The organism is Actinacidiphila glaucinigra, from assembly GCF_900188405.1.
Lineage (GTDB): Bacteria > Actinomycetota > Actinomycetes > Streptomycetales > Streptomycetaceae > Actinacidiphila > Actinacidiphila glaucinigra.
Genome location: NZ_FZOF01000004.1, coordinates 268,530 through 280,110 on the forward strand (window position 1 = coordinate 268,530; position 11,581 = coordinate 280,110).

Genomic DNA, 11,581 nt, shown 5'->3' on the forward strand with positions numbered 1-11,581 from the left:
GGGACTCCTACCTCTCAAGGACGAGGGCCAGTCCCTGCCCGACGCCGATGCACAGGGCGGCGAGGCCGGTGCCGGAGCCCGCGGCCGCGAGCTGGTGCGCGACCGCCCCGGCGATGCGGGCGCCGGAGGCGCCGAGCGGGTGGCCGACGGCGATGGCGCCGCCGCGCGGGTTGACGAGGGAGGGGTCGAGCTCGGGCCATCCGGCGAGGCAGCCGAGCACCTGTGCGGCGAAGGCCTCGTTCAGCTCCACGGTGCCGAGGTCGCCGAAGCCCTTGCCGGCCTTGGCGAGTGCCTTGCGGACGGCCTCGACGGGGGCGAGGCCGAAGTAGTCGGGCTCGATGCCGGTGACGGCGGAGGCGCGGACGCGGGCCAGCGGCTCGCGGCCGGTGGCCTTCAGCCCCTCCTCGTCCACGATGAGCAGGGCCGCCGCCCCGTCGTTGAGGGGCGAGGAGTTGCCCGCCGTGACGGTGCCGCCGTCCTTGCGGAACGCGGGCTTCAGCCGGGCGAGCGCCTGCATGGAGGTGTTGTCGCGGATCGTCTCGTCGCGCGCCAGGTCCACGCCGTCGACCGGGACGACCTCGGCCTCGTACAGGCCGTCCTTCCAGGCGCGGGCCGCCTTCTCGTGGCTGGCCACGGCGAAGGCGTCCTGCTGCTCCCTGGTGATGCCGTGCCGGTCGGCGATCAGCTCGGCGCTCTCGCCCAGCGGGATGGTCCAGCGCGGGTCCATCCTCGGGTTGACCATGCGCCATCCGAGGGTGGTGGAGTACATCTCCTGGTGGCCCACCGGGAAGGCGCGTTCCGGCTTGGGCAGCACCCAGGGGGCGCGGCTCATCGACTCCACGCCGCCCGCGACGGCGACGGAGACGTCGCCGACGGCCACGGCTCGGGCGGCCTGGATCACGGCCTCCATGCCGGAGCCGCAGAGCCGGTTGACCGTGGTGCCGGGGACGGTGACGGGCAGCCCGGCCAGGAGTGCGGCCATCCTGGCGACGTTGCGGTTGTCCTCACCCGCGGCGTTGGCGTCGCCGAAGAAGACGTCGTCGATCCTGGCCGGGTCGAGCTCGGGCGTACGGGCCACCAGCGAGGCCACGACGTGCGCCGCGAGGTCGTCGGGGCGCACTTTCGACAGGGCGCCGCCGTACTTGCCGACCGGGGTACGGACGGCGTCGACGATGTACACCTCACGCAGCTGCCCGCTCATCGGGCGCTCCCTTCTGCGGCGACGGCGACGTGCACCGGGGCCGCGGTCTTCTCCAGGATCTCCTGCGTGGTGACGCCGGGTGCGGTCTCCACGAGGACGAGTCCCCCGTCGGTGACGTCCAGGACGCCCAGGTCGGTGATGATCCGGTCCACGCAGGCCTTCCCGGTGAGCGGCAGCGCGCACTCCCGGAGGATCTTGGGGCTGCCGTCCTTGGCGGTGTGGGTCATGGTGACGATGACCCGCCGGGCGCCGTGCACCAGGTCCATGGCGCCGCCGATGCCGGTGACGAGCTTGCCGGGGATGGCCCAGTTCGCCAGGTCGCCGCCGGCGGAGACCTGCATGGCGCCGAGCACGGCGGTGTCGATGTGACCGCCGCGGATCATCCCGAAGGAGAGCGCGGAGTCGAAGAAGGCCGCGCCGGGCAGCACGGTGACCGTCTCCTTGCCGGCGTTGATCAGGTCGGGGTCGACCTCCTCCTCGTACGGGAAGGGGCCGGTGCCGAGGATGCCGTTCTCCGACTCGAGGACGACCTCGACGCCTTCGGGGAGGTGGTTGGGGATCAGCGTCGGCAGGCCGATGCCGAGGTTGACGTACTCGCCGTCGCGCAGTTCCCGGGCCGCGCGGGCGGCCATCTCGTCGCGTGTCCAGGCCATCAGGCCGGCACCTCCCTGGCGGTGACGGTACGGAATTCGATCTTCTTGTCGGCGGCCTGCTCCGGGGTGAGCGCGACCACGCGCTGGACGAAGATGCCGGGCAGGTGCACCTGGTCGGGGTCGATCGCGCCGGGCTCGACGAGTTCCTCGACCTCGGCGACGGTGATCCGGCCGGCCATCGCGGCGAGCGGGTTGAAGTTGCGGGAGGACTTGTTGAAGACCAGATTGCCGTGGCGGTCGCCCTTGGCGGCGCGCACGAGGGCGAAGTCGGTGGTGATGCCGCGCTCCAGGACGTACTCGGCGCCGTCGAAGGCGCGCACTTCCTTGGGCGGGGAGGCCAGCGCCACGCCTCCGTCCCCGTCGTAGCGCCAGGGCAGGCCGCCCTCGGCGACCTGGGTGCCGACGCCCGCCGGGGTGTAGAAGGCGGGGATGCCGCAGCCGCCCGCGCGCAGGCGCTCGGCCAGGGTGCCCTGCGGGATCAGTTCGAGTTCCAGCTCGCCGGCCAGGTACTGGCGGGCGAACTCCTTGTTGGCCCCGATGTAGCTGCCGGTCACGCGGGCGATGCGGTGCGCGGCGAGCAGCACCGCGAGGCCCGAGTCGAGGGCGCCGCAGTTGTTGGAGACGACGGCGAGGCCGCCGACCCCGGCTTCGTACACCGCCTGGATCAGCGTGTTCGGCACGCCGCTCAGGCCGAAGCCGCCGACCGCCAGCGAAGCGCCGTCCTGGACGTCCGCTACGGCCTCAGCGGCCGAGGCGACCACCTTGTCCATCCTGCGTCCACCTTCTCGTTCGTCTTGTTCGTCCAGTGAACTTAAGTTCACAATTACTCGTGCCTGAGTCTGATCCTCGGGCGCCCGCTCTGTCAACGTTCCGGGGCGGTACGGTTTCGACGACATTTCGCCACGCTGGAGTGCTGATGACACCGCTGACCACCGCGACCGCTCCCCCGCCGCAGGAGGCGGTGGGCCCCCTGGTCAGGGGACTGGCGGTGCTGCGCGAGCTGGCAGCGGCGGACGGCCGCCGCTCGGTCGGCGACCTCGTGCGCGCCACCGGCCTGGCGCGCTCCACGGTGGACCGGGTGGTCAGCACCCTCGTCCGCACCGGGTACCTGCGGGTCGAGGGCCGCGACGCCGTTCTCGCCCCCCGGCTGATGGAGCTCGGCAACGCCTACCTAGCCGCCAGCCGCTTCCCCGACCTGCTGGGACCGCTCGCAGACGCCCTCGCTGACTTCCTGGACGAGTCCGTGTCCATCGCCGTGCCGGACGGCGACGGGGTCCGCTTCGTCCACCAGGCGACCCGGCGCCGGGCGATGTCCCTGACCTTCCGCATCGGCGACCAGCTGCCCGCCGAGCGCGGCGCCCCCGGTGCGCTCTTCGCCGGCGACTGGGACGACGCCGACTGGGAGCGCTGGCGCCGCCGCCGCGCCGCGGACCCGCAGGACACCGGCTTCCCCGCGCTGCCGCGCGGACACGGCGACGCCGCCGCCTCCTTCGCGGAGCGGGTCGCCGCCGCCGGTGCCCACGGCTGGTCGGCCGACGACCAGCTCATCGAACCGGGACTGATCGCCGTCGCCGTGCCCGTACGGGACGGCGCCGGGCGGCCGGTGTGCGCGGTGAGCGTGGTCAGCCACACCAGCAGGCACAGCGCCGCGTCGCTGCGCGAGGCCGTGCTGCCCCGGCTGCGGGAGACGGTCACGGCCATGGAGGACGCCCTCTCCCGGCCCGCCGGCGCACCCGCCCCCTCCCCGGCCGGCGCGTCCCCCGCCGCCTGGACGCGGGCCTCCAAGCAGGAACTCGGGCCGGAGTTCGTGGAGTCGCTGGCCCGCGGGCTCACCGTGCTCACCGCCTTCGGCGAGGGCCGGGGCGAACTCCCCCTGACCGCCGTCGCCGAGGCGACCGGACTCGCCCGGGCCACCGCGCGGCGCTCCCTGATCACCCTGGAGCACCTGGGCTACGTCGCCTCCGCGGGGCGCCTGTTCCGGCTCACCCCGCATGTGCTGGAGCTGGGCTGCGCCCACCTGTCGCGGCTGACGCTCCCCGAGATCGCCCAGCCCCATCTGATCGAACTGGTCGAGACGGTGCACGACTCCGCGTCGATGGCGGTGCTGTCCGGCGAGGACATCCAGTACGTGGCGCGCGTCCCCACCGTCCGCATCATGAGCGTCAACATCACGCTCGGCACCCGCTTCCCCGCCTACGCGACCGCGATGGGGCGCGTGCTGCTGGCGGGACTGCCCGAGCGGGAACGCGCGGCACACCTCGGGCGCACCGGCTTCACGCGGCTGACCCGGTACACCGTCACGGACGCACCGCACCTGGCCCGGGTCCTCGACGAAGTCGCCGCCGACGGGCACGCCCTGGTCAGCGAGGAACTGGAGGAGGGCCTGCGGTCCATCGCCGTCCCCGTCCACGACCGCGGCGGCCGGGTGGTGGCGGCGATCAACGTCTCCATGCACGCCAGCCGCCGCTCCGTGGAGGAGTCGCGCTCCGAACTGCTGCCCCCGCTCCTCGAGGCCGCCGCGCGCATCGGCGACGACCTGCGCGTGGCGGGCCGTTACGCGCGCGTGCCGGCCGGCTGAGGAGCCTGTGGACAAGTGGTCCGCGGCGTCCGCGAGAGGGCATCATCGAGGGACACGGGGGACGCGGGGACGCGAGGGGGTGCGCGATGAGCACGGTGTGGGCGTCGTTACGGGCGCTGCTGGCGATCGTGCTGCTGGCGGGGCTGGTCGTGCTGATCGGGGGGCTCGGGCTCGGCGTCCTCGGAATGCTCGCGCTCTTCCTGCTGGCGGCGCGTGACGGCCAGGCGGACCTCGCGATGCGCGGTGTCCTCATCGCGGCGGCGGCCGTCCCCCTGCTGCTGACCATGGCCCAGGGGCTGGGCGCGATCACCCGGTCGGCGCCCCTGCGCGCCGACGCTGTGCCGGTGTCCCGCGAAGAGGCCCCCGCGCTGTGGGAGTTGGCCACCGGCATCGCCTGGCGGGTCGGGGCACGCCCGCCGGACGTGCTGCTGCTGACCGGGGACGCCAACGCCTCGGTGTCGGAGGACGGGGCCGCGCTGGGCCTGCTGTCCGGGCAGCGGCGGCTCCACCTGGGCCTGCCCCTGCTGGCGAGCCTCACCCACGCGGAGCTGCGGGCCGTGCTGGCGCACGAGTTCGGCCACTTCTCCCACCGCCACACGCGTTTCGGCGCCGTCGCGTACCGGTGCGACGTGGCACTGGCCACGACGCTCGGGCAGTGGGACACCGGCAGGAAGTGGTTCTCGCTCCCGCACCTCGTGGTGCGCGGCTCCGTCCGGCTGTACACGCTGGCCTTCCGGTGGCTCACCTTCGCGGTACGACGCCACCAGGAACTGGAGGCCGACCGCACGGCGGCCGCCCTCGCCGGCCGGGAGGTGACGGCGTCCGCGCTGCGCGCGACGCACGGCACCGCGACGGCATGGCGGAGGTTCCGTCGGGAGTGGCTCGATCCGTCCGCCCTGGCGGGACTGCACCCGGACAACCCGTATCTGGCGTTCCGTTCGCTCCTCGGCGAGCTGGGCGTGCGTCGCGAACCGGTGGACGACGACCGCACCCGCCCGCACCGGCGCGACTCCCACCCCCCGCTCGGCCTGCGGCTGCGCCGCCTGGAGGAGCTCGACGTCCCGCCCGGGGAGGACGACGGGACGGGGGCGCTCCGGCTGCTGCCCGAGAATCCGGGCCGGGTGCTCACCGAGCTGCGCGGTCCGCTGGCCCACAGCCTGACGACCCTGCCCTGGGAGCGCTGGATCGAGCTCACCGCCAACCGCGCCGCCGGTACGCGCGCCTGGGACCTGCTGCGTGCCGCGTCGCGTGCGACCGGGGAGCGGCTCCCGGGGCTGGACACCGTGCTGCGTCTGCTCGCCGACGAGGGACCGGCGCCGCTGGTCCGGGAGTTCGACGGCACCCGCGAGGAGCTTTCGGAGTCCCTGTACGCGCTGGTGGGCCACACCCTGCTCAGGGAGGGGCGGGCCTCCTGGGTCCCGCTCTGGGGCGGCGGCACCCGCTTCGTGTGCGACGGCCTGGCCGACGACGGACTGCGGTCACTCGTCGCGGAGGCGCTCTCCGAACCGCCCGTCCTCGACCGGCTGCGGCTCCATCTCACGCTCCTTGACGTGGACCCCGACCGCTCGGGGCCGCCCGACCCGGCGAATCCGTGGCTGGAGGAGCCGGCGGGCGACGCGGAGGAGCCGTCGTTCCAGGGCCGGCGGTTCACGATCGTGGTCGACCCCGACGCGGAGGAGCAGCGGAAGCGCCAGACCCGTGTCGGTCTGTGGACGATCGGGGCCGCCGTCTTCGTCGGGGTCCTCGTGGGGATAGCCGACGACGGCGAGACGCAAACGCCACCCGGGATCCGCTGCCCCTACGTCGACGGCGTCCCGGACTGCCCGGCCCTGTACCCCTCCTCGAACCCCTACCCGCCGTCCTGGAACCGGCGGACGGCCTACCCCTCGTACTTCCCGACGTACGATCCATCCCTGCTGCCCGTCCCGAGCATCGGCTTCTCGCTGCGCCCGGTCCCGCGGATCTCCGACCTGGTGCCGCCGCTCACGCCCCTTCCGGCCCGGTGATCGCGGCGCCCTACAGGACCCCGATCCGCTGCAGTGCCCGGGCCTGGCGGCCGGAGGGCCGCAGCGGCCAGTACAGGTAGCAGACGCCGCCCGTGCCGCTGCGCAGCTGCCCGTCGGCGGTGTAGCGCTTCGTCCTGAGCCAAATGGTCTCGAACTGCGACCGCTTGTAGACGCGGCGCACCGAGGCGTCGTCGGGGCTCGCGGGGTCGTTGGCGATCACGTCGCCGTCGGCGGTGAAGCCGACGACGCACATCAGGTGCCCGGAGGTCCCGTACCCCGCGCCGTCCAGTTCGGTGGCGAGGAAGGACTGGGACGTTATCACCGGGATGCCCGCCCTGATCAGCAGTTCGACGTCGCCCATGCCCCGCAGCCGGGTGATGACGCCCACCATGTCGCGGTAGGTCGCGGCATAGGCAGCGTTGAAGGGCCAGTTGCCGCAGCCCTCGTACTGGCTGTCGTAGGTGAAGCGGGCGGCGTGGTCGACCTGGGGGTCGGCGTAGGAGGGGTCGACCCAGGCCAGGTCGGCGGCGGTCGGTTCGCGGCCCCAGTACTCGATCACCATCTGCGAGCCCGTCGGGCTGCACCAGGCCTCGCCACCGTTGTCGTACTGCGGGTACTGGCCCTTGTGGATCTCCTGCGAGTAGCGCGGCACGGGCAGTTCGATCCCCCGTCCCACGCCCGGCACGGACGCCGGCACCGTGAACCGGTCGGGGATGTCGGAGGCCATCGCACCGAGCCGCCAGACGGTGGGGGTGACCCGCGAGCCGGGGGTCCGCAGCAGGGTGAGCCGCAGCCGGTAGGAGGCGAGCCGCAGGCCCGAGGCGGGATCGTCGACGGAGAGCGTGTCGGTCCAGACGCTGCTCCTGCCGTCGCTCTGGTCGTCGACGGAGGTGCGCCTGATGTCCGCGTCACCCGAGGCCCAGCGGCCCATCACGAACCACGGGGAGCGGCTGCCGTCGGTGTAGGTGGCGCGCAACTCGACCTGGATCCAGGTGCCGGGAGGCGTGCGGGCGTTCCAGGAGGCGACGATCTCGGTCGCCGGGTGCCGCGGGGTGTGCTCGGGAGAGGTCCAGGTGGCGGTCTCCCACGGGGCGGTGATCCGGGTGTGCGGGTCGGTGTACTCCACCGTGCCCGTGGGGCGCAGGATGGCCACACCGGGGCGCGGGCCGGGCACGACACCCGTGCCGGAGTCCCGCCCGCGGTGCCAGTCGGCCCATCGCGTCCAGGCGCGGTAGTCCACGGGGGCCGCGTCGCCGTCGTGGGCGCCAGGCGTGCCCGCCACCTCGTCGGCGAGGTCGCACGCATCCGCGTCGGACGCGGCGAAGGCCCGCGGGGCGGTCGCCGCCGCGGTGGCTGCCGCGATGGCGGCGGCCAGCACCGTTCGACGCGGGGTCGGTCGGGTCATGGCGGGTGTCCCCCTGTCATGGGCATGGACGACAGGTGCACAACTATCGCTCCACGCGGGCCTTTCGACCAGCACCCCCGAAAGGATCCGGGCACATTCATTGGTCGATACCTCTGACACAGAGAAAGACCGGCCCCGGTGAATCGTCAAGCATATCGCTGCCCGTTTCGGCCTAATTCCTCATATTGAACTACCGGAAAAGCATCGAACGGAGTGTCATACCGCGACCCGGGCGGACCGATGAGAATGTGGCGCCGCCGGCCGACCGCACGCCGCCCCGGAGGAATCGCCCGATGACATTCGCCGCCGCCGGACGCCGGCACACGCTGGCCGGTCTCGCCCTGCTGCTCACCGGCGCCACCGGATGGCAGGCGTCGCTGGGCGAGGCGGTGACGCCGCTCCCGGTGGCCTGCACGACCTCGGTGCCCTTCCGGTCCGGGACGCAGGGCTACCACACCTTCCGGATCCCGGCGGTCGTGCGCATCGGAGGGACCACCGTCCTCGCCTTCGCCGAGGGACGGCGCAACTCGGCGGCGGACGACGGTGACATCGACGTCGTGCTCCGGCGCTCCTACGACGGTGGCTGCACCTGGGAACCCCTCCAGGTGATCGCCGACGCCGGCACCGAGACCTTCGGCAACCCGGCCCCGGTGGTCGATCCCCGCACCGGCCGCGTCGTCCTGCTGATCTGCCGCGGCACCGGCAAGGAACGGCTGGTCCACGAACTGCACAGCGACTCAGGCGGCATGACCTGGTCCCCGCCCCGCGACATCACGTCCACGGTCAAACCCCCGGGCTGGCGCTGGTACGCGACCGGTCCGGGGCACGCCATCGCCCTGAGGAGCGGCCCGCACGCCGGACGGCTGCTGGTACCCGCCAACCACACGTCCGTCCTGGCCGGCGAGACGGTGCACGGAGCCCACGCCCTGTACAGCGACGACGGCGGGCAGAACTGGCACATCGGCTTCGTCCAGGCGCTTCCCGGGGACTGGCTCAACCTCAACGAGAGCACCATGGCCGAACTCCCAGACGGCCGGGTCTACGTCAACAGCCGTGACGACAAAGGGTTCTCCGCCCCCACCCGCGCCGACGCCTACAGTCCGGACGGCGGGCTCACGATCACCGGCGTCTTCCGGCCCCAGGGCACCCTGGAGGGCCCCGAGGTGCAGGGCAGCGTACTGCGCACCCACGCGGGGGCCCTGGTGTACTCGGGCCCGGCCGACCCCGCCAAGCGCCGCCTGATGACCCTCCGGGTCAGCGGCGACCAGGGCGCGTCGTGGACGTCGGGACCCCCCGTCAGCGACCTCCCCGCGGCCTACTCCGACCTCGTCGAACTCGCCGACGGCACGGTCGGCCTGCTCTACGAGACCGGAATCACCTCCCCGTACGAGTCGGTGACGTTTACGCGGTTGACGCAAGGGCCGAACGGGTGGATTCCCACACCCGGCCCCACGGCGGGTCGTTGAGCAGGGTCCACAGAGCGATCTTCCATAAGGAGAACGAATGATGCGCATCGCCAAGGCCGCGGCCCTGACTGCTGTCGCCGGCGCCACCGTGCTGGGGGCCGCCGGTGCCGCCGCCGCGTCCGACCACGGTCGCGGCTACGACCACGGCGGTGCCTCGGCCCAGGCCGCCGCCGTCGGCTCGCCCGGTGTCGCCAGCGGCAACGTCATCCAGATTCCGGTGAGCGTGCCGATCAACCTGTGTGGCAACACCATCAACATCGTCGGGCTGCTCAACCCCACGGCCGGCAACGTCTGCGTCAACGCGTGATCCGGCGCCCGATGAGGGGCGCGGAATGACGCACCGAGGGGCGTACGGGAAATCCCGTACGCCCCTCGGGCTTTGTGATGCGGTGCCCCGCGAAGCGGACGACGGATTCAGGCGGAATGGGCGGCCATTTCCTCGGCCAGCGCCGCCGCGAAGGAATCCACGTCCTCTTCGGTGGTGTCGAACGAGCACATCCAGCGGACCTCACCGGTCGACTCGTCCCAGAAGTAGAAGCGGTAGCGCTTCTGCAGCCGTTCGCCGACCTCGCGCGGCAGCCGCGCGAACACCGCGTTGGCCTGTACGGGACGGACGACGGTGACACCCTCGACGGCGCGGACGGCCGACTCCAGGCGCCGGGCCATCGCGTTGGCGTGGCCGGCGCTGCGCAGCCACAGGTCGCCGGTGAGCAGCGCCTCGAACTGCACCGAGACGAAGCGCATCTTGGAGGCGAGCTGCATGGACAGCTTGCGCAGGTGCTTCATCGCCCGCACCCGCTCCGGGTTCAGCACCACGACGCACTCGCCCAGCAGCAGCCCGTTCTTGGTGCCGCCGAAGGACAGCACGTCCACGCCCGCGTCCGTGGTGAACTCGCGCAGCGGCACCCCGAGGGTGGCCGCGGCGTTGGCGATCCGCGAGCCGTCGAGGTGGACGGCCAGGCCCCGCTCGTGGGCGTGGTCGCAGATCGCGCGGATCTCCTCGGGCGTGTAGCAGGTGCCCAGTTCGGTGGACTGCGTGATCGAGACGACCTGCGGCTGCGCGCGGTGCTCGTCGTCGAAGCCCCAGGCCTCCCGGTCGATCAGCTCAGGGGTGAGCTTGCCGTCCGGGGTGGGCACGGTGAGCAGCTTCAGGCCGCCCATCCGTTCCGGGGCGCCGCCCTCGTCCACGTTGATGTGGGCGGAGGCGGCGCAGACGACCGCGCCCCAGCGCTCGGTGAGCGCCTGCAGGGCCACGACGTTGGCGCCGGTGCCGTTGAAGACCGGGAAGGCCTCGGCCCGCGGGCCGAAGTGGCCGCGGAAGACGTCCTGCAGATGGGCGGTGTAGTCGTCCTCGCCGTAGGCGACCTGGTGACCGCCGTTGGCGAGCGCGATCGCCGCCAGCACCTCGGGGTGGACGCCCGCGTAGTTGTCGCTGGCGAAGCCCCGGACGCGGGGGTCGTGGTGCCGGACCGCGTCGGTCTGGAGTGCGGTCACGGGCGGGGTGTCAGCCACTGGCGGGTTCCGTTCACTTCTTCGGCGGGCCGGTTCCACACGTCCGCGATGGCGTCGGCCAGGTCGGTCACATCGGTGAAGCCCGCGAACTTCGCGTTCGGGCGCTCCTTGCGCATCTGCTCGTGCACCAGCGCCTTGATCACCAGGACGGTGGCGGCGGCGGTCGGGACCCGCTCCCCCGCGAGCTTGCGGAAGGAGTCACCCATCGCCAGCGTCCACGCCTCGGCGGCGGCCTTGGCCGCGGCGTACGCCGCGTTGCCCGCGGTGGGCTGGGTGGCACCGGCGGCGCTGATCAGCACGTAGCGACCGACGGGGCTGGACAGCAGTCCGTCGTGGAAGGCCAGCGAGGTGTGCTGCACGGTGCGGATCAGCAGCTTCTCCAGGAAGTCCCAGTCCGCGAGGTCGGTCTCCGGAAAGGAGGCCGAACCGCGCCAGCCGCCGACCAGGTGGACCATGCCGTCGATCCGGCCGTGCTCCTTCTCGATGCGGCCCGCCCACTCGCGGGTGGCGTCCAGGTCGAGCAGGTCGACGATGTCCCCGGTGATCCCGGCGCCACCCGCGTCGAAGCGGGCCAGGTCCACGGCCTCGGCGAGCCGCTCCGGGTTGGCGTCGGCGGCGATGACCCAGGCGCCGGCACGGGCGAGCCGCTGCAGCGTCGCGCGTCCGGCGGGGCCGCCGGCCCCGGCCACCGCGATCACGGCTCCGGCCAGGGGTCCCCTGGCCGCCTCGTTGGCTTCCGTCATCTCCGCCGCCTCCTCGC

10 protein-coding genes are annotated in these 11,581 nt (G+C 73.0%); 4 read left to right on the forward strand and 6 right to left on the reverse strand.

What is annotated here, in order from left to right:
• Window positions 1-7: 7 nt before the first annotated feature.
• The 3 genes from CHF15_RS10245 to CHF15_RS10255 are packed head-to-tail and all read right to left on the reverse strand — an operon-like array spanning window position 8 to window position 2,624.
• Entirely contained in the window at window positions 8-1,201 is a 1,194-nt protein-coding gene (locus CHF15_RS10245) for a thiolase family protein (RefSeq protein WP_089223354.1), read from the reverse strand.
• Complete coding sequence (locus CHF15_RS10250; RefSeq protein WP_089223355.1) at window positions 1,198-1,854, reverse strand: CoA transferase subunit B; 657 nt, start codon at window positions 1,852-1,854, stop codon at window positions 1,198-1,200. Before CHF15_RS10250 ends, CHF15_RS10245 begins: the two co-directional genes overlap by 4 nt.
• Window positions 1,854-2,624, reverse strand: coding sequence for a CoA transferase subunit A (locus CHF15_RS10255; protein WP_089223356.1), 771 nt, complete (start codon window positions 2,622-2,624; stop codon window positions 1,854-1,856). Before CHF15_RS10255 ends, CHF15_RS10250 begins: the two co-directional genes overlap by 1 nt.
• A 146-nt stretch (window positions 2,625-2,770) precedes the next feature.
• On the opposite strand from CHF15_RS10255, the gene CHF15_RS10260 reads away from it, so the two are divergent.
• Together CHF15_RS10260 and CHF15_RS10265 are read left to right on the forward strand one after the other, a co-directional pair.
• A complete protein-coding gene (locus tag CHF15_RS10260; RefSeq protein ID WP_089223357.1) occupies window positions 2,771-4,432 on the forward strand; it encodes an IclR family transcriptional regulator domain-containing protein in 1,662 nt (553 codons plus the stop codon).
• 86 nt (window positions 4,433-4,518) lie between these two features.
• Window positions 4,519-6,438, forward strand: coding sequence for a M48 family metallopeptidase (locus CHF15_RS10265; protein WP_089223358.1), 1,920 nt, complete (start codon window positions 4,519-4,521; stop codon window positions 6,436-6,438).
• Between the two features lie 10 nt (window positions 6,439-6,448).
• Here the strand turns inward: CHF15_RS10265 and CHF15_RS10270 are convergent, their stop codons facing one another.
• Window positions 6,449-7,843: a peptidase C39 family protein gene (locus CHF15_RS10270; protein WP_089223359.1), complete on the reverse strand. Its 1,395-nt coding sequence runs from the start codon at window positions 7,841-7,843 to the stop codon at window positions 6,449-6,451.
• Between the two features lie 293 nt (window positions 7,844-8,136).
• Between CHF15_RS10270 and CHF15_RS10275 the strand changes: the two genes are divergently transcribed.
• Together CHF15_RS10275 and CHF15_RS10280 are read left to right on the forward strand one after the other, a co-directional pair.
• Window positions 8,137-9,309 (forward strand): sialidase family protein, encoded by a 1,173-nt coding sequence (locus CHF15_RS10275; RefSeq protein ID WP_089223360.1) that lies wholly within the window; start codon window positions 8,137-8,139, stop codon window positions 9,307-9,309.
• 37 nt (window positions 9,310-9,346) lie between these two features.
• On the forward strand, window positions 9,347-9,616 hold the full coding sequence (locus CHF15_RS10280; RefSeq protein ID WP_089223361.1) for a chaplin: 270 nt from the start codon (window positions 9,347-9,349) through the stop codon (window positions 9,614-9,616).
• Between the two features lie 107 nt (window positions 9,617-9,723).
• Here CHF15_RS10280 and CHF15_RS10285 read toward each other — a convergent pair whose 3' ends face one another.
• Complete coding sequence (locus CHF15_RS10285) at window positions 9,724-10,821, reverse strand: threonine aldolase family protein (RefSeq protein ID WP_089223362.1); 1,098 nt, start codon at window positions 10,819-10,821, stop codon at window positions 9,724-9,726.
• On the reverse strand, window positions 10,800-11,564 hold the full coding sequence (locus CHF15_RS10290; RefSeq protein ID WP_089223576.1) for an SDR family oxidoreductase: 765 nt from the start codon (window positions 11,562-11,564) through the stop codon (window positions 10,800-10,802). The genes CHF15_RS10285 and CHF15_RS10290 overlap by 22 nt, the downstream gene beginning before the upstream one ends.
• Between the last annotated feature and the right edge of the window lie 17 nt (window positions 11,565-11,581).